The sequence below is a fragment of the Rhodococcus sp. OAS809 genome (assembly GCF_040546695.1).
Classification (GTDB): Bacteria; Actinomycetota; Actinomycetes; order Mycobacteriales; family Mycobacteriaceae; genus Rhodococcus_F; species Rhodococcus_F qingshengii.
The window spans coordinates 1673430-1690785 of sequence record NZ_JBEPOI010000002.1 but is presented as its reverse complement, the minus strand read 5'-3'; the positions used below and the strand labels follow the sequence as shown (position 1 = coordinate 1690785).

Here is a 17356-nt window from a genome sequence, read left to right as displayed (position 1 = left end):
TGTCGCCGGATCGACAGGAGGACTTCGATGAGTGTCATCGATGCGCAGATCGCCAAGCTGGATTCGGATCGACTCGAATGGACGTCGGCCTGCCCGCTGAGCCATCTGATCCCTGGACGCGGAGTTGCCGTGCTTCTTCGCGGCGGCGAGCAGGTGGCACTGTTCCTACTCGAGGACGGCACACTCCGGGCTGTCAGCAACTTCGATCCGTACGGCCGCGCCGCGGTGATGTCTCGCGGACTCGTCGGCGACCGGGACGGTGAACCGATCGTGGTCTCGCCACTGCTCAAGCAGGCGTTCTCGCTGGTCGACGGCCGGGCGCTGGACGACTTGTCGGTTGCGCTGCCGGTGTACGGCGTTCGCGTGTGGGCTGGAGTCGTTCAGGTACACAGCTTGCAGATGCAGGGCGTTCGCTCGACTGTCTCCGATGCAGTCTCGTGAGTGACGACATGCCGTTGGCTGGATTCACGGTAGGTATCACTGCTTCGCGCCGCGCCGAGGAGTTCGCGACCTTGCTGACTCGTCGGGGAGCGGATGTCGTTCACGCTCCGGCGATTCGAATCATTCCGTTGGCCGACGACCGTGAGCTCGAAAGGGTGACACAGCAGATCATCTCGGATCCTCCCGAGGTGGTTGTCGCCACCACCGGGATCGGATTCCGGGGTTGGCTGGAAGCCGCCGACGGATGGGGCGAAGCCGAAAGTCTCGGTTCTGCGCTCGGTTCGGCTCGTCTACTCGCGCGAGGACCGAAGGCCAAGGGAGCAATCCGCGCGGCCGACCTTCGTGAGGAATGGTCACCGGCATCCGAGTCTTCCGCCGAGGTGCTCGAACATCTTCTGGCAGAAGGTGTCTCGGGAAAGCGGATCGCTGTACAACTGCATGGTGCGACCACCGAGTGGGAGCCGATTCCCGACTTCTGTCAGGTGTTGCGCGAGGCCGGCGCCGAGGTCATCGCGGTGCCCGTCTATCGATGGGAACCGCCGGAGGATCCGACGCTGCTCGACCGGATGATCGACGCCATAGTGTCAGCCGGAATCGACGCCGTCAGTTTCACCAGTGCACCGGCCGTAGCCTCGATGTTGATGCGAGCCGACAAGACCGGGGATCTCGGCGACATTCTCGACGCGATGCGGGGTCCGGTGGCGGCAATGTGCGTCGGCCCGGTCACCTCGGCGCCGCTCGAAGCCTTGAATGTACCGACCACAGCCCCGGCGCGGGCACGTCTGGGCGCGCTCGCGAGACACATCGTCGACGAACTCCCGCAGCGAGCCAACAAGATTCAAGCCGGCGAACACGAAATCAGCATTCGCGGCGGTTGCGTAGTCGTGGACGGTGAAGTGAAGCAATTGCCGCCGGCTGCGATGTCGTTGATCCGCACTCTCGGTGCGAGTCCCGGTCGAGTCGTCTCCCGCGACGAACTTCTGGCTTCTCTTCCCGGCGGCGGCGGGGACACCCACGCCGTCGAGACCGCCGTCGCCCGATTGCGCGCGTGCCTCGGCGCGCCCAAAGCCGTTCAGACGGTGGTCAAGCGGGGCTATCGACTTGCCCTCGACCCCGGCGACTACGTACAGAATCCCGGTGACTATGCAACGCGATGACGATGTCCTCGTCCTGGTAGCTCATGGCACGCGTAGTGCACGTGGCGTGGAAATGGTTGCCGCACTGGCCGACGCCGTCGGCACGCGCGTCGGACGCACGCGCGTTGCCTTTGTCGATGTGCTCGGTCCGTCACCTTCGGAAGTCCTCCGGGACACTCCGGGGCGAGCGATTCTCGTACCGGCGTTCCTGGCGTCCGGCTACCACGTTCACACCGATGTTCGACGCGAAGTGACGCTCAGTGAGCACTCGGCTGTGAGTGTGACGCCCGCACTCGGACCCGATCCGGCGCTTGCACGCGTGTTGCTTCGGCGCTTGACCGAAGCGGGGTGGAATCCGGGTGACGCGACAGTGCTTGCTGCCGCCGGGTCGTCCGATGCGCGGGCGCTGCGAGACGTCGAGCGTGCTGCGCTGATGCTTGCCGAGGCGGCGGGGACTCGTGTCGACATCGGGTACATCGCGACCGGGGAGCCGAAGGTAGCCGATGTTGTTGCAGCAGCACGCGTTCGCGGCGCGAAGCGAGTTTTTGTCGCCTCGTACCTCCTCGCGCACGGGCTGTTCCACGAAAGGTTGCACGCTGCAGGAGCCGATGGTGTGACCGAACCGCTCGGCGTCGATCCGGGAGTGGTGGACCTTGTCGTGAATCGGTATGAGAGTGCGCGAAGGGAACTAGTATCGCTGCATGACGTCTCACTCCGTAACGCCGACGTATGCCGACCTGGTCGCAGCAGTTCGTGAATCCGACGTCAAGGCACAGGCTCTCATCGGTGCACTGACCGAAGAGCAGGCGCGGGAGCCCTCCGGGCTCCTCGGGTGGAGTCGGGGACACGTCGTGACGCACATGTCGCGCAACGCCGACGCGCTGGGCAGATTTGTTGCCGGCGTGCAGGGCGGCGAATCGGGGGAGATGTATCCAGGGGGGCCGGATGCGCGCAATGCTGCAATCGAAGAGGGCGCAGATCGCCCGGCTGAATTGTTGGCCCTCGACTACCGCTTCTCGGGAACGAGGCTGGTCGACGCGTTGTGCGAGATCCCGACAGATCGACTGGACACACCGGTGCCGTGGCGCAAACCTGTGACGGCATTCGATCTACCGATCCTGCGCTGGAACGAGATCGAGATTCACCTGATGGACCTCGACATCGGTTACACCTGCCACGACTGGCCTGCCGAGTTCGTGGAATTCACTCTCGCCAGTCAGTTGGGCGCACTCGAGACGGCGGTCCCGGGTGTACGAGTGCCGTCGCTGTCCGACGCGGAGACCTTGGCCTGGTTGGTCGGGAGGCCGACGAGGGTGGGGCTGCCGACTCTCCCTGCCTGGCCGTTCTGAGATGCAGCCGTTCTGAGAGTTAGAACAGGGTGGGGGCGCTCACGTCGTTGCGTGCTTGGGCCAATCGCGCACTCCACCTTTTCACCAACCACATCTCGACGATCTCGGGTTGGGTGCCGGCGGCATAGGCCCAGCTGTCGAGAAGTTCGCAGTACCGGCGGTAGCGACGCGTCGTGAAGCCGGTGACGGAAGGATCCTCGAGCCAGCCCTCGTGGATGAGCGTCGAGACTCCGTACTGGTCGATCATCTGAGCGCGTCGGCCTTCGTCCTGTACGCCCACTGCCCACATGAAAGCGGCCATCAGCGATACCCCGACACCGGGGGTGAGTGGCCACCCGGACCAGGTGTCGCGCCGGACGACGGGCATCGACTTGTTTTTCGAGCAGTGATCGAGAATGGCTGTGATCTGGGTCAGCGGATCCTCGTCCTCGCGGTGATGGGGATTGAAGACGTTGGGGAACCGCCGTGTGAACCGTCGGCTCTCGTGCGAGCCCTGCCAGGCCGCGCAGAGAAACAGTAGTCCGAGGCCGTCGTGCTGGGCGACAACGAGATCGCTCGACGGGCGAAGGTCGTTGCGTTGAACGATGGCTCGGCCTTCGGTGATCACTTTGCCGTCGAGATCACGCCCGCGCAGGCTGATGGTGTGGCCGGCGTCCTTCAGGTGGGCGTTCCACCAATCCAGGTCGACGGTGGCTTCGTCGTCGAGGACGTGCAGTGGAAAGGTGCGGGAGCGGCACCACTCGACCAATGCGTCCGGCGGTTCGAATCCTTCGTCGACACGATTCATGGCGCGATGATCCCACGAGTCGCCGACAGTAATTCGTGCGACGCGCAGTCCACCGGGATGGAACCGGACACTCGCGGTACGCTCCGCTCATGAAATTCGCGTCCTCGCAGGTGCGGTCGGCGCTGTGGACGGTAGCCATCGCTTTGGCGGCCACGAGTCTGAGCGGATGTATCGGTGCCGTCGATCGGATGGATTTCGACAATCAGATGCGCGAACGTGGCGGTGGGATGACGTCGGAGTTGGTGCGAGGCGGGTTCGACAGCCTCGCACATAGATACGGCGTCGACGCGGTATCGGTGACCAGCATCGACATCAGCCCGATCGAGACGCTCGGAGTCACCGTTCGAGACCCCGGGAAGCCGACCCAGCTCGACAGATTCTCTTTCGACGGAGTCATTCTCGGCGAGCCGAGCCCCGTGCAAGTCAGTGTCACCGACGATCTCGATGCACGATCGTTCACGCTGGATCAAGTGCCGGCATTGACGAACCTCGAGAAGTTGGTCGACGACGCGCTGGAGAACAGCGGTGTCGACGACGGCGAAGTCACCGGGATCTCGGTCAGTCGCACCGAGGCGATTCGCGCATCCGTGATGGTGGAATCTCCACGCTCGCGGGCGCTGGTGGTCTTCGAGCCTGACGGAACTCCCTTCCTGGTGCACCCGCTGTGAGCCGCCGTATCGCTCCGTTGCTGATCTCCGTAGTGGTGATCGTGGTCGTGGGAATCTTTGCTGCACTACTGTCTTCGGTGATCTGGCCAGGACAGGTCGCTCATTTGGCGCCGATTTTCTGTGAAGCTCCCACATCGAGCGCGATGGTCGTCTCGGATACCTTTTCCGACGGCGACGGTACGTCCACCAATTTCACGCTGTATTGCGTCGGACCGCGCGGTCAGACCGTTGATGCCGGGTGGCTGCTGCCGTTCTTGGTGCTGTGGGGCGTGTATTCGCTGGTGCTTGCGATAGTGGTCGGCGTGGTCGGGGTCAACCGGCGTAGGCGCCCAAACGACTGACCCGATCAGCGTGGGAGGACAACCACTTCGGCGACGGCATCGTCTTCCGCGTGTGGCGGAACGAGTGCAAACGCGGAGCGCCCGATCAACCCCGCCAGGTGTGCGGTACGTACAGACGGTTCGGCGCGCCAGCGACCGTCGGCGGATTGTGTGACCGGCAGTAGGCGTACCGCATCGGAAGTCACCGCAGCGGCGTTCTCGATGATGCCGAGCAGTCGCGGTGGTGTGTCGCTTCCCGTCAAGGCGGCCACGACGGTGGGCAGCATCGTCAACAGGGTGGTCACTGCGGCGTACGGGTTGCCGGGGAGGCCGAGAACCACCCGACCACTGGGCAGGACAGCCGTTATCTGAGATCCGCCCGGGCGCGAGGCGACTCGCCCGACAATCGTGCGAGCGCCGAGTCGATCGAGCGCACTGCGCATTTCGTCGGCAGCGCCGCCGCCCGTGGCACCAATGACAACAAGCAGGTCCTGTTCAGTCGCATCCGCCAGTACACGCTCGAAACTGTCGGCCGTGTCCCTCAGGTGCGAATCCGCCACGCACCGTACGCCGTTGCTTTCCAGTAGGTAGGGGAGAATCCCACCGACGGAGTCGCGGGTCTGACCTTCACGCAGTGGACCGGTCCGCCGGATCTCGTCGCCGGTGACTGTCACGCGTGCCCGTACCGGACCACGGACGAGGGCGTCGAACACTTCACCGCTGGCAGCTGCGGAGACCACCGCCGGAGTCACCGCGGTACCAGTCGGGGCGATCGTGAATCCGGTGGTCCAATCTTCCCCTCGTGGTCGAGCGTCGTTGCGGTGCGGCGCATCCGGCAGTCTCCGTACCATCCGAGATGGCTCGTCGACGGACAGATACTCGTCACGAATCACCGAGGTGGCGCCGAGGGGCAGGTGTGCTCCCGTGGCAATGCGAATCGCTTCGCCTTCACCGAGTTCGAGTTGCCCGTCGGCGCCCGCGATACGGATCTCGGTGCGGATTCGCCAGGGACCCTCGCCGGAGACGGCGTACCCGTCCATCGCCGAGACATCGGATCGAGGAAGATCACCCAGGGCGACGAGAGGCTGCGCGAGCGTTGCTCCGAGACTGTCGGCGAGGGCGGCCCGGTGTGGTGACAATGCTGTCAGTGAGTTCCTGACGGCGGCGCGGGCTTGCTCGATCGTCAGGCGCGGATGGTTTCGCGCGCGGTCGATGTCCGCCGGTGTGTCGCAGTCAGTGGTGCCAGTGACACGCAGCGTCGAGAACGGTTCGGTGACAATCGCTTTCATAGGTTGATTCTCCAACCCCGAACTCTCCCGCAATGTGGACAGGCGTTGCCGGAGCTCGCGAAATGTCCACGCGGAGAGCAGGAATTGGGTTCGGTTGTTCTCGTCCACGGCACACGTCACCGGACTGTCCGTCGACGTGGCAGCTATCAAAGCGTCGACTGATACGGCCTCGATGTGCGGCAGATCGGACGCCAGGACCACCACCACGGCGTCGTCGGGTAACCGGGTCGCAGACAATCCGGCCCAGATCGCCTCGACAGGGCCGGCTCCGGCCGGAGTTTCCTGAGTTTGAGTGATGCCAGGATCAAGTTCAGGGCGATGTGGACCGACCACGACGACGGCGTCCAGATGCGCCGTCGCTGAAAGCGCGATGTCGAGGAGCCTGCGGCCGTGAACGAGCAGGCCGGGTTTGTCGACACCACCCATTCGGGTCCCGCGACCACCCGCCAGAATGAGGGCGGCGGTCGGCGGCGTGACGGTCATACCTCCATGCTGCCCCATCGCCCGCGTCACGACGACCGGTGACACGTGAATCAGAAGTGATACCGAGCTTTCTTCAGGTCGATCCGACCGTCCTTGATCGGCACGCCTTCGAGTTCGAGCTTGGCGATCTGACGATGAGCCAGGTGCGCCGACGGTTTGCCGGAGGCGCCGAGAACCCGATGCCACGGCAGGTCGGCAGAGTCCGTTCGCATGATCCAACCGACCGTGCGAGCACTGGAAAGTCCTGCAGCATCAGCGATATCGCCGTACGTCGCCACGAAACCGGCCGGAATCGACGCGATGAGGCGCCGTACCTCTTCGATCTGCTCTTCGGTGGTGGCTGCCATGTCGGTTCCTTCAGAGCATGCTGCGAACGAGGGCGGCGACTTCGTCGGCCCGCACGTGCGGGACCATGTGGTCACAGTCGAATTCGACACCGGTCAGATTTTCACCGAGGTGCTCGGTGAGCGCTGCCCGGAACTCGTCGGTGACGTACGGCGGTTGGACCTTCATCGCCTGAACCAGCACGGTGGGCATCGACGACGGAGGCAGCACGATCGGGCGAGCGAGTTCGCCCCACCCGGTCACGATCGCGGGCGTGGACAGGCGCCAGTTGACGCGTCCGTTGTCCAGTTCGATCAGGTGTTCCGCCATCTCGACGTCGAGGTCCTGGGTGGGAACCTCACCCCACGAGCCGTGAATCTTCTCGGAGTAGGCCTCTGCCGCATCGGTGTAATCCGGTGAGCCGATTGTGAGTTCGGCCACTTCCTGCATGAAAGTCGGATCCAACCCGATCGCCGGGTCGAGCAGGACGAGCCCACGAATGCGTTCCGGTGCGGTGGCCGCGAGGTGCAGCGCCAGCATTCCGCCGAAAGAATGCGCGACGATCACCACCGGTCCGGTGGCATGTTCGTCGAGCGTCTCCAGCAGGCTCGCCACGTGGGATTCGATGTTCCACGGAGGAGCCCAGGTGGAACGCCCGTGACCGCGTAGATCCGGCGAGATCCAGCGCGCTTCGGGCAGTTGGTTTTCGGCCATCGACTGCCAACGTCGGCCGTGACCGGTCAGACCGTGCAGCGAAAGGATCTCCGGTGCCCCGACGGGTCCGTAGAGATACGTATGGAGTGCAGACACGAGGTCAATCATGCCGGATGCAGGCGATGTGTGAGTTGTCGGTGCGCTCTGGTGGAATGCCTGGGTGAGTGAGACGGCAACACGCAGCAAGGTCACCATTCCGCGGGCGCGGTTGGTGCACCGAACTGCGCCGTCTCCGATACCCCGAACGTGGGACGACGGGACGGCCCGGCTGTTCGCGCCGCCGTCCGAGGATCCGTTCCAACTCGCGTTCGGCCCTGTTTCATTCGGCTCGGGGGCCGCCTGGAGTCCCTGGCAGGTACTCGGCAGCCCCGGAACGGGCAAGACGTCCCTTCTCGTGGATCTGGCAGTGCAGAAGATCTCCGGTGGCGAAGATCCTGAATCGGTCCTGGTGCTCACCCAGTCGCGCCGGGCAGCGACGCAGGTCCGCGAGCAGATCACGGCCGGGTTGCTCGGGTACGAACAAGAACGCGGACCGCAGGCAACTCGTGAGCCGTTGGTCCGCACCGTTCACTCGTACGCCTTTGCCGTACTCCGGCTTCAAGCCGCAGCGCACGGCAACGCGCCGCCACGCTTGATCACCGGCGCCGAGCAGGACTCGGTGCTCCGAGAGATGTTGCGCGGCGACATAGAAGACGGTGCGCTCCGGTGGCCGGAGCGCCTGCGACCCGCATTGGGTTTGAACGGCTTTGCCGTCGAACTTCGAGATCTGATGTTGCGAGCGAACGAGCGCGGACTCGGCCCCGAAGATCTGGTCAAGCTCGGCAAGAAGCGTGGACGTCCGGAGTGGGTGGCGGCCGGGCGGTTCGCCGAGGCCTACGAACAAGGCGTGCTGCTACGCGGCAGTGTCGGTGTCGAGGCTCCGGAGGCGACGGCGCCGGCACTCGACGCGGCCGAGTTGATCGGTGCGGCATTGACCGCGTTCGCCACCGATCCCGAATTGCTTCGCTCCGAGCGCGCTCGGATCCGGCACCTACTCGTCGACGACGCACAACATCTGGATCCGCAGGCGGCGCAGCTGGTTCGGCTGATCGGAACCGCAACTGCGGGCACGGTCATCGCCGGTGATCCCGATCAGTCGGTCTTCGGGTTCCGCGGTGCGGATTCGGCGTTCCTACTCGGACTCGCCGAGCGCGGAGACGAGCGCCAGATCGTCCTGCCCACCACGTTTCGCAACAACGCCGACGTCGCGTCGATCGCGGCCAAGATCGCTGCGCGGCTGCCCGGCAACCTCGCTCATCGCATCGCGGTTCCATCCGATCTCACCGATGAGGACCCGGGGCGGGCGTCGGTGCGGGTTCTCGGTACGACGGCCAAAGAAGCGGCAGTCGTCGCAGATACCTTGCGCCGGGCGCATCTGCTGGACGGGATTGCGTGGTCCGACATGGCCGTCATCGTCCGGTCGGTCCCGCGCACTCTCGCCCCTCTCCGGCGAGCCCTGCTCGCGGCCGGGGTACCCGTCACGACCGCTGCCACCGAATTGCCGCTGGCCAGGCAACACGGAGTGTCCGGCCTGCTGCTGGTCCTTCGGGCGCTTGGCGGCGATCAGTTCACCGGCGACGACGCGCTTGCCCTGATGGCCGGTCCCATCGGCGGCGCCGAGCCGGTCACCCTGCGCCGGTTGCGTCGTGGCCTGCGCCGGGTCGAGTTGGCATCGGGAAGTGATCGGGACTCCTCGGAGTTGTTGCGGCTCATTCTGATCGACGAGGATCGTGCGCAGTCCAAGCGCCTGATGGGCAAGTTGACAGACGTCGAAGCTGCGGCACTCAATCGCGTGCTGTCGGTCCTTCGCAAGGCCCGAGTGCCTCTCGAGCGAGGTCTCGGGGTCGAAGAAGTTCTGTGGGCAGCATGGCAGGCGACGGGGCTGGAACGACGCTGGGCGGCTGCGTCGGCGCGCGGCGGACCTATCGGCTCACAGGCCGATCGAGACCTCGACGCAGTCGTCGCACTTTTCGACGCGGCCGCCAACTACGTCGACCGGTTGCCGCGTTCGCAACTCGCCGGTTTCGTCGACTACTTGACCAGCCAGGAGATACCGACCGACTCGCGGAGCCGGTCGGTCATCACTCCCGACGCCGTCACCGTGGTCAGCGCTCACGCCGCGGCGGGTCGCGAATGGGCGGTCGTGGCGGTGGCGGGTGTGCAGGAGGGACTCTGGCCGAGTTTGCGGGCACGCGGATCGCTACTGCGTACCGAAGCGCTGATCGACCTGGTCAACGGAGTCTCCGACGGCAGTGACTCGGCTGCCGAACGACTCTCGCGAACCGCACCGCTTCTGGCCGAAGAACGCAGGTTGTTCCTGGTTGCCTGTAGCCGTGCTCGTCGCCGTCTGCTGATCACCGCAGTCGAATCGGCTTCGGGGGACACCGACTTGGTGCCTTCGCGGTTCGTGGACGAATTGATCCGTGGTGACGTGTACTCGGACGATCCGTCCTCCGATCTCGACGTCGTTGCACCCGAGACCGGGGATACCCGGGTTCTGTCGCTGCCTGCACTGGTCGCACAGCTTCGCAGCGTCGTGTGTGATCCCGACATCGCGCATTTCGACCCCGAGAAGCATTCCCGGGCCGCTCGCCAGTTGGCACGTCTGGCTGCTGCCGGGGTACGCGGCGCGCACCCGGATCAGTGGTACGGCACAGCCGAGCCGAGTACCGCTGCTCCCATGTGGCAGCCCGAGGACGGACCGGTTTCACTATCGCCGTCCACCATCGAGCTTCTCGAAACATGCCCTCTCCGATGGGTGTTCGAGCGTCATGGCGGCAGCGACGGAGACAACACTCATGCGATCGCCGGTACGCTGGTCCATACCTTGGTGCAGGCATTGGCCGGCCGGATTCCACCGGATCAGGTCGAGAAGGCACTCGAAAATGCCTGGGAATCCATCGATCTGGGATCGCAGTGGTACTCGCGCCGCGAACTCAATCGAACTCGGGAGATGCTGGCGACGTTCACCGCCTGGATGAACGCAACTCGCGGCGAACTGACCGAAGTCGGCGTCGAGGTCGCGGTCGAGGGGGTCCTCGAACCACGTGAGGAGGGAGCGCCCGCGGTCAAGCTTCGTGGCCGGATCGACCGGCTCGAGCGCGACACCGAAGGCCGTCCGGTGGTTGTCGACGTCAAGACTGCGCGAAACCCTGTCAGCAACGAGGCCGCGCAATCTCACGCGCAGTTGGCGGCGTACCAGGTCGCAGCGTCCGAAGGTGCGATTGCCGGCGAACCGGCCACACAACCCGGCGGTGCACGCCTGGTATTCGTGGCCAAGTCCAACAAGAAAGACGGTGCGGCGCAGCGAGTTCAGCCGCCGCTGACGGCCGAAGCCGTCGAGATGTGGCGAGACGTCATCCACAACGCAGCGGCAGCGACCCAAGGGCCGCAGTATCTGGCCAGGGTCAACGACGGATGTAGACATTGCCCGGTGCGCTCGAGTTGCCCGGCACACGACGAGGGACGACAGGTGAGTAACTAAGTGGCTGCCGCGACGCAGAAGGCACGCCGACCGAAGATCGATCCTGTCGACCTGGCGGTCGCGCTCGGTCAACACCCGCCGACGCCGGAACAGGCGGCAGTCATCGCCGCACCGCTCGGTCCGACATTGGTCGTCGCCGGTGCCGGTGCCGGTAAGACCGAGACGATGGCTGCTCGCGTCGTGTGGCTGGTGGCCAACGGCTTCGTCGATCCCGAGGCCGTTCTCGGATTGACCTTCACGCGCAAAGCGGCACAACAGCTCACGTCGCGAATCCGCAAGCGCTTGGCGCGACTGGCGGGTTCGGACGTTTTGCGGGCACTCGACCCGACCGGCGGAGTGCGTTCCCGGATTCTGGCCGGGGAACCCGAAGTCAGTACCTACCATGCTTACGCGGGACGGTTGCTGTCCGAGCACGGACTGCTGTTGCCGATCGAACCCTCGGCGACGCTGTTGTCCGAGACCGAACTGTGGCAGGTTGCGCACCGCGTCGTGAGTGGCTGGGACAGTGATCTGGACACCGACAAGAATCCGGGGTCCATCACCGAAACCGTTCTGGCCCTTGCCGGTCAGTTGGCGGAGCACCTGGTCGACCCCGAGCAGTTGCTCGAGGCTCACACCGAGTTGGACAAGCTGATTCACACTCTGCCCGCCGGTCCGAAACAGCGGGGTGGGCCGAGCAAAGAGCTGTTGAATTACCTTGATGTGCAACACAAACGCATCGAGCTACTGCCCCTCGTTGCCCGGCTGGGTGAGACGCTGCGGCGTGAAGGCGCATTGGATTTCGGCAGCCAGATGTCGCTGTCGGCCCGTGTCGCCTCCGAACATCCCGAGGTCGGGCAAACCGAGCGTGAGCGCTTTCGGGTAGTTCTTCTCGACGAGTACCAGGACACCGGTCACGCTCAGCGAGTGTTGTTGTCCTCGTTGTTCGGCGGGGGAGCCGACGGCCGGTTGGCGCTGACAGCCGTCGGCGATCCGATGCAGTCGATCTACGGTTGGCGAGGCGCGTCGGCGGCCAACCTGCCACGGTTTGCAACCGACTTCCCGCTTGCCAACGGAAAGCCGGCTCCGACGCTCGAACTGCTCACCAGTTGGCGTAACCCGCCGGAGGCTCTCGAATTGGCAAACCTGTCGTCGGCACCGTTGCGCCGACGCGGTGTGGCCGTCAGCACACTTCGTGCGCGGCCGGGAGCCGTCGCCGGAGACGTTCGACTGGCGCTGCTGGGAGACGTCGAACAGGAACGTCAGTGGGTTGCGGAGAAGATCGCCGAAGAATACGAGGCGGCACGTGCCGAAGACCGCCCGACGCCCACGGCAGCGGTGTTGATCCGCCGCAACGCCGATGCTGCCCCGCTGGCCGAGGCTTTGCGGTCCAAAGGTCTGCCGGTCGAAGTGGTCGGACTCGGTGGGCTCCTGCACACACCCGAGGTGGCGGACGTGATCGCCATGCTCCGAGTGGTCGCCGATCCGCTGGCGGGCAGCGCCGCCGTTCGGCTGCTCACCGGAGCGAGATGGCAGATCGGCGCGAAGGACCTCGCCGCACTCTCGCAACGCTCCCGCGAACTTGCCATCTCCGCCGGATACGGAACAGCGGGTGCGGTCACCGACGCCGAGGCGCTCACCTCGGCAGTTCAGGACGCGCTGCCGGGGGAGAACGCCGAGCAAGCAGGATTGGTCGATTCGATCTCCGATCCAGGCCCGGCAGAACGTTATTCAGCTCTCGGGTACACACGCATCAACGCGATAGCGGCAGAATTGGCGTCGTTGCGCGAACGTATCGGCCAGCCGCTCACCGAACTGGTGGCGGAGGTCGAGCGGGTGCTCGGTATCGGAATCGAGGCAGGCGCGCGAACTCGAGTCGGTGTCGTCGGGACCGCGGGCCGCGAGCATCTCGACGCATTTGCCGACGTCGTCGCCAATTACGCGACGCGTCCAACAGCCAATCTGCCCGGGATGCTCGCATTCTTCGCGGCCGCCGAACAGATCGAAAAGGGCCTCACTCCGGGCGAAGTGGAGGTGGCGCCGGATCGCGTGCAGATCTTGACCGTGCACTCGGCGAAGGGGCTCGAATGGGAAGTAGTGGCGATCCCGCATGTCAGCGACGGGGTGTTCCCCTCGACCACCGCGTCCGGATCGTGGCTCGGGGCGCTCGCCGAACTGCCACCGTCGTTGCGTGGGGACCGGGCCGTCGACGCGGATTCGGCCGACGGAGTTCCGGTGCTCGACCTCGAGGAGCTCTACAACCGCAAGGACCTCGAGAACGCGATCACGGCGCACAAGAAGGCCTTGTCCAACCGTCGACTGGACGAGGACCGGCGACTGTTCTACGTCGCGCTGACCAGAACCGAACGGGCGCTGTTCATCTCGGCGCATCACTGGGCGGAATCCGGTTCGGAACCGAAGGGGCCTTCGGAGTTCCTGGACGAGCTGCATCAGATGGTCGCGGCCGAAAACGATGCCGATGAGGAAGACTCGCGCGGTGCGATCGGCGTCGTGGAGGAGTGGGCGCCTGCACCGGAACCTGACACCGAGAACCCGTTGGCCGCCACGCCCCGTACGGCGCAGTGGCCGCCGGATCCGCTGGGTGCGCGGCGCGGCGCGGTCGAGGCCGGAGCCGCAAGCGTCCTGTCCGCACTTGCTTCGCTGCCGCAAGACAGCCAAGAGGCGGAAGAACCGGAGGACGATCCGGAGAACTGGGCCTCGGACGTCGACGTGCTCTTGGCCGAGCGCGAAGCCCGGGCAAACGCGCGTGCCGAAGTGATTCTCCCGGCGCAGCTTTCGGTGACTCAGCTCGTCGACCTCAAGGCAGATCCGGATGAACTCGCGGCACGGCTGCGTAGACCACTGCCGTACCCACCGAACCCGCTCGCTCGGCGCGGCACGGCTTTTCACGCCTGGATCGAGCGAAGGTTCGGTGCGACCCGACTGTTGGATCTCGACGAACTACCCGGCGCCGCGGATACCGGCGCGGGTCCCGAGACCGATCTGGTGAAACTTCAGGATGCGTTCCTGCGGTCCCCGTGGGCCAATCGCAGCCCGATCGAAGTGGAAGTTCCTTTCGAAACATCCATTGCCGGAACGGTTCTCCGCGGTCGGATCGACGCTGTGTTCGCCGATCCCGACGGCGGATGGACGGTGATCGACTGGAAGACCGGTGCCGAACCGTCGGCCGCTAACGAGGACGCTGTTGTGATGCAGTTGGCCGCGTATCGGGTGGCCTGGGCCGAATTGATGTCGGCCAGAGCCCGTTCGGCGGGGCGCAACGAACAGTTTCCGGCCGACAAGGTGCGGGCGGCGTTTCACTACGTTCGATCGGGTCGCACCATCGCACCCGAGAACCTGCCGGACGGTGAGGCTCTCGCTCGCCTCATCCGAACGGCAGGCGCGCAAGATTAGCTTGCGTTTCGACGAGCCTTGAGTGCTTCGGTCACCAGCGGAACCTGCAGGGGAAGACGTGCGATCGAACCGATCTTCTGCGGTGTGGACGTCTTCGGGCTTCGGCACCAGTCGATCGCCATCTGGATGTTGGCGGGGAACACGGCGACAAAGAGCGCGGCGGCAAGGCCCGCGCCGAGCTTGCGGGTCTTCGGCACGGCCAAGGCAGCGCCGATCGCCAGTTCCGCGACGCCGGACACCTGGGTGTAGGTGCGGGCCTGTCCGGGAAGCTGGCGGGGAACGGTGCTGTCGAAGAAGGAAGGCGCCACGAAATGCATGGTGCCGGCGCCGAGAAGGAGGGCCGACAAACGAAGAGCGGCCGCTTGGCTGGGAGTGGACGTCGAACCGGTGAAAGGCATTTGCCCAGCCTGCCTCACGGTGGACCTTCTTGCCACTACCGGCGCCACGACCCGCGCGCTATTCGGCGCCCGAGTTCCGAAGTCGATCTTCGAGGGTTACGCTGCCTGCCGATGTCCGTGTAGGTATTTCGTAAGTTCGAGTGAGAGAGTCGATGTATGGCCGGTAAGCTCCGGGCGCGTTTGACCAGGTCGGAAGCATTGACCGATCAGCCTGACTTCGCCCTTGTCGGGGTGCTGCGCATTCCCCAGCTACAGACAAGTCCGGCGCGGGCCATCTACAAGCGAGTTCTCATCGCGTTGGGTGCTCTCGGCGCCGCCGTGTTGATCGTGTACATCGATCGCGCGGGATACCGGGACGCACAGGACAACGAGCTGTCGCTGCTCGACTGCATTTACTATGCGACGGTTTCGCTCTCGACCACCGGCTACGGCGATATCACTCCGTTCACGCCGTCGGCGCGCCTGGTCAACGTCCTGTTGATCACGCCACTTCGGATCTTCTTCTTGATCGTGTTGGTCGGAACCACACTTTCAGCTCTGACCGAGAGTTCGCGTCAGGCGTTCAAAATTCAGCGTTGGAGGCAGCACGTGCGTAATCACACCGTCGTCGTCGGATACGGGACCAAGGGGCGGACGGCAATCGAAGCAATGCTCGGTGACGGTGTACCGGCGTCGGAGATCGTGGTCGTGGACACCGATCAGACCGTCCTCGATTCGGCGGCGAGCAAAGGCCTGGTGACGGTATTCGGTTCGGCGACGAAATCGGACGTACTTCGGTTGGCAGGTGCGCAGAATGCGTCGTCGATCATCGTGGCAACCAACCGTGACGACACCGCAGTGCTCGTGACGCTGACAGCCCGCGAAATCGCGCCGAAAGCCAAGATCGCCGCAGCCATCCGTGAAGCCGACAACGCGCATCTTCTGCGTCAGTCCGGCGCAGACTCCGTCGTCGTGTCCTCGGAGACGGCGGGTCGACTCCTCGGCATCGCGACCACGACGCCGACCGTCGTGGAGATGATCGAAGACCTGCTGACTCCGGAGGCCGGATTCGCGATTGCCGAGCGTGCCGTCGAGCGCGACGAGGTCGGCGGCTCTCCGCGTCATCTCTCCGACATCGTGCTCGGGGTCGTTCGTGACGGCCGTCTGGTTCGCGTCGGTTCACCCGAGGTGGACGCCGTCGAGGAGAACGATCGACTGCTCTACATTCGCCGCGTCACGAACTGAGTGTTACCGAGCTTCGTGCGCGCAGTAATGTCGTGAGCGTGAACGACTTCCAGCTGACCGAAACACCTCTGCTCTCACGCTCGAGCGTCGGCCGCGCCGAGGAATTGCGGTCGGACGCCGCTGCACTGACGACGGGTTGGGCGGACGCACTGCTCCTCCGTGTGAATTCACGGGGTCAGGTCAAGGTGTCGCCGGAAGGTCAATTGGTCTTCGCCGAGGCAACCGAGTTGGGGCCCGAACCGGTGCGCGGCGCGGTCTTCCTGGGAATTCGGGAGAATCGCCACGTCTGGGCGGTGCGGGTGTCGCTGCTGGCGGGCACTTTGTCTGAATTGCGGATGCTCGGCGGAACACTCGACGACGCGGACGCCGGTTTGTTGACCGGTGCCGTCGCGATTCTCAACTGGCACGACAGTGCCGGATTCAGCGCTATCGACGGCGCACCGAGTGAACCCACGATGTCCGGCTGGTCACGCATTTCCACGTCCACCGGCCACGAGGAGTTTCCCCGAACGGATCCGGCGGTCATCTGCCTGGTGCACGACGGCGGCGATCGAGTTCTACTCGCGCGTCAGCCGACCTGGCCGCAGCGCCGTTTCTCGATTCTCGCGGGATTCGTCGAGGCCGGGGAGTCACTCGAAACGTGTGTTGTCCGCGAGATCAAGGAAGAAGTCGGTATCGACGTGCACAGCGTTCGATACCTCGGGAGCCAGCCCTGGCCGTTCCCTCGCTCGGTGATGTTGGGCTTCGCCGCAATCGGCGACCCCGCCGCTCCGCTGCTGTTCGCGGACGGCGAGATCGCCGAGGGCACCTGGTTCACGAAGGACGAGGTGCGCGCCGCTCTCGAACTCGGCGACTGGGGTTCGGAAGCGGACGCGCCACTGCTGCTGCCCGGGTCGATCTCCATCGCTCGCGGAATGCTCGAGAGCTGGGTCAAGTAGCAGCCGGAGAAGGTCTACAGACCCAGAGCCTGCTTGACCTGGTTGAGCGACGGGTTGGTCGCAACGCTGCCGTCGCCGTACTTCACGGTCGGAACGACGTGATTGCCACCGTTGACGCTGCCGACGAAATCGGCTGCTGCCGGATCGTTCTCGATGTCGATCTCGGTGTACTCGATCCCCGACGCGTTGAGCTGCGTCTTGAGGCGACGGCAGTAGCCGCACCACGTGGTCGAGTAGATGGTCAGGGCAGGCGCATTTTCGGTAGAAGTCACGGCCGATATAACACCACGACCGAGAGCGTTGTTCCGTATCGGCCCGTGTTCTCTTGCCCACATACCGTCGGGCGCGGCGAATGGAGTGTCGGAACGT

16 protein-coding genes are annotated in these 17356 nt (G+C 64.9%); 10 read left to right on the top strand and 6 right to left on the bottom strand.

Features of this window, described 5'->3' with window-relative positions; all coding sequences use genetic code 11:
- Nucleotides 1–27 precede the first annotated feature (27 nt).
- Genes nirD through ABIE52_RS10770 form a run of 4 tightly spaced genes read left to right on the top strand, consistent with a single transcriptional unit; the run spans nucleotide 28 to nucleotide 2926 of the window.
- Complete coding sequence (gene nirD, locus ABIE52_RS10785) at nucleotides 28–441, top strand: nitrite reductase small subunit NirD (protein WP_007731236.1); 414 nt, start codon at nucleotides 28–30, stop codon at nucleotides 439–441.
- Nucleotides 438–1598 carry a uroporphyrinogen-III synthase gene (locus tag ABIE52_RS10780; protein WP_192712542.1) on the top strand — a complete coding sequence of 387 codons (1161 nt, stop codon included), beginning with the start codon at nucleotides 438–440 and terminating at the stop codon, nucleotides 1596–1598. The genes nirD and ABIE52_RS10780 overlap by 4 nt, the downstream gene beginning before the upstream one ends.
- On the top strand, nucleotides 1585–2334 hold the full coding sequence (locus ABIE52_RS10775) for a sirohydrochlorin chelatase (protein WP_166502929.1): 750 nt from the start codon (nucleotides 1585–1587) through the stop codon (nucleotides 2332–2334). The genes ABIE52_RS10780 and ABIE52_RS10775 overlap by 14 nt, the downstream gene beginning before the upstream one ends.
- Entirely contained in the window at nucleotides 2279–2926 is a 648-nt protein-coding gene (locus ABIE52_RS10770; protein WP_192712541.1) for a maleylpyruvate isomerase family mycothiol-dependent enzyme, read from the top strand. The genes ABIE52_RS10775 and ABIE52_RS10770 overlap by 56 nt, the downstream gene beginning before the upstream one ends.
- 19 nt (nucleotides 2927–2945) lie before the next feature.
- Here the strand turns inward: ABIE52_RS10770 and ABIE52_RS10765 are convergent, their stop codons facing one another.
- Nucleotides 2946–3713, bottom strand: coding sequence for an 8-oxoguanine DNA glycosylase OGG fold protein (locus ABIE52_RS10765; RefSeq protein ID WP_003942311.1), 768 nt, complete (start codon nucleotides 3711–3713; stop codon nucleotides 2946–2948).
- Nucleotides 3714–3802: 89 nt separating this feature from the next.
- Here ABIE52_RS10765 and ABIE52_RS10760 point away from each other — a divergent pair, with 89 nt between their 5' ends.
- A complete protein-coding gene (locus tag ABIE52_RS10760) occupies nucleotides 3803–4381 on the top strand; it encodes a hypothetical protein (RefSeq protein ID WP_042922177.1) in 579 nt (192 codons plus the stop codon).
- On the top strand, nucleotides 4378–4722 hold the full coding sequence (locus tag ABIE52_RS10755; RefSeq protein WP_007731243.1) for a hypothetical protein: 345 nt from the start codon (nucleotides 4378–4380) through the stop codon (nucleotides 4720–4722). Before ABIE52_RS10760 ends, ABIE52_RS10755 begins: the two co-directional genes overlap by 4 nt.
- Nucleotides 4723–4727: 5 nt before the next feature.
- Here ABIE52_RS10755 and ABIE52_RS10750 read toward each other — a convergent pair whose 3' ends face one another.
- From ABIE52_RS10750 to ABIE52_RS10740, 3 genes are read right to left on the bottom strand one after another with little or no spacing between them, the layout of a single operon-like run.
- Nucleotides 4728–6473 (bottom strand): NTP transferase domain-containing protein, encoded by a 1746-nt coding sequence (locus ABIE52_RS10750; protein WP_007731244.1) that lies wholly within the window; start codon nucleotides 6471–6473, stop codon nucleotides 4728–4730.
- 50 nt (nucleotides 6474–6523) lie between these two features.
- Entirely contained in the window at nucleotides 6524–6820 is a 297-nt protein-coding gene (locus tag ABIE52_RS10745; protein WP_003942322.1) for an MGMT family protein, read from the bottom strand.
- A gap of 10 nt (nucleotides 6821–6830) precedes the next feature.
- Nucleotides 6831–7619: an alpha/beta hydrolase gene (locus tag ABIE52_RS10740; protein WP_054187621.1), complete on the bottom strand. Its 789-nt coding sequence runs from the start codon at nucleotides 7617–7619 to the stop codon at nucleotides 6831–6833.
- Nucleotides 7620–7671: 52 nt separating this feature from the next.
- Between ABIE52_RS10740 and ABIE52_RS10735 the strand changes: the two genes are divergently transcribed.
- Together ABIE52_RS10735 and ABIE52_RS10730 are read left to right on the top strand one after the other, a co-directional pair.
- Nucleotides 7672–11034 (top strand): ATP-dependent helicase, encoded by a 3363-nt coding sequence (locus tag ABIE52_RS10735; protein WP_192712540.1) that lies wholly within the window; start codon nucleotides 7672–7674, stop codon nucleotides 11032–11034.
- Nucleotides 11035–14427 carry an ATP-dependent helicase gene (locus ABIE52_RS10730; RefSeq protein WP_065352233.1) on the top strand — a complete coding sequence of 1131 codons (3393 nt, stop codon included), beginning with the start codon at nucleotides 11035–11037 and terminating at the stop codon, nucleotides 14425–14427. It begins immediately after the preceding gene.
- Here ABIE52_RS10730 and ABIE52_RS10725 read toward each other — a convergent pair.
- Nucleotides 14424–14825, bottom strand: coding sequence for a DoxX family protein (locus ABIE52_RS10725; RefSeq protein WP_003942341.1), 402 nt, complete (start codon nucleotides 14823–14825; stop codon nucleotides 14424–14426). The genes ABIE52_RS10730 and ABIE52_RS10725 overlap by 4 nt on opposite strands.
- Nucleotides 14826–14981: 156 nt before the next feature.
- Here ABIE52_RS10725 and ABIE52_RS10720 point away from each other — a divergent pair, with 156 nt between their 5' ends.
- A complete protein-coding gene (locus ABIE52_RS10720) occupies nucleotides 14982–16049 on the top strand; it encodes a potassium channel family protein (RefSeq protein ID WP_003942296.1) in 1068 nt (355 codons plus the stop codon).
- 38 nt (nucleotides 16050–16087) lie between these two features.
- Entirely contained in the window at nucleotides 16088–16987 is a 900-nt protein-coding gene (nudC, locus tag ABIE52_RS10715) for an NAD(+) diphosphatase (protein ID WP_007731249.1), read from the top strand.
- 14 nt (nucleotides 16988–17001) lie between these two features.
- Here the strand turns inward: nudC and ABIE52_RS10710 are convergent, their stop codons facing one another.
- On the bottom strand, nucleotides 17002–17259 hold the full coding sequence (locus tag ABIE52_RS10710) for a mycoredoxin (RefSeq protein ID WP_003942350.1): 258 nt from the start codon (nucleotides 17257–17259) through the stop codon (nucleotides 17002–17004).
- Between the last annotated feature and the right edge of the window lie 97 nt (nucleotides 17260–17356).

Bases quoted from the DNA above. Each gene is read 5' to 3' on its own strand.
- nirD (WP_007731236.1), top strand. From the start codon at position 28: ATGAGTGTCATCGATGCGCAGATCGCCAAGCTGGATTCGGATCGACTC.
- ABIE52_RS10775 (WP_166502929.1), top strand. From the start codon at position 1,585: ATGCAACGCGATGACGATGTCCTCGTCCTGGTAGCTCATGGCACGCGT.
- ABIE52_RS10770 (WP_192712541.1), top strand. From the start codon at position 2,279: ATGACGTCTCACTCCGTAACGCCGACGTATGCCGACCTGGTCGCAGCA.
- ABIE52_RS10765 (WP_003942311.1), bottom strand. From the start codon at position 3,713: ATGAATCGTGTCGACGAAGGATTCGAACCGCCGGACGCATTGGTCGAG.
- ABIE52_RS10760 (WP_042922177.1), top strand. From the start codon at position 3,803: ATGAAATTCGCGTCCTCGCAGGTGCGGTCGGCGCTGTGGACGGTAGCC.
- ABIE52_RS10750 (WP_007731244.1), bottom strand. From the start codon at position 6,473: ATGACCGTCACGCCGCCGACCGCCGCCCTCATTCTGGCGGGTGGTCGC.
- ABIE52_RS10745 (WP_003942322.1), bottom strand. From the start codon at position 6,820: ATGGCAGCCACCACCGAAGAGCAGATCGAAGAGGTACGGCGCCTCATC.
- ABIE52_RS10740 (WP_054187621.1), bottom strand. From the start codon at position 7,619: ATGATTGACCTCGTGTCTGCACTCCATACGTATCTCTACGGACCCGTC.
- ABIE52_RS10725 (WP_003942341.1), bottom strand. From the start codon at position 14,825: ATGCCTTTCACCGGTTCGACGTCCACTCCCAGCCAAGCGGCCGCTCTT.
- ABIE52_RS10720 (WP_003942296.1), top strand. From the start codon at position 14,982: ATGGCCGGTAAGCTCCGGGCGCGTTTGACCAGGTCGGAAGCATTGACC.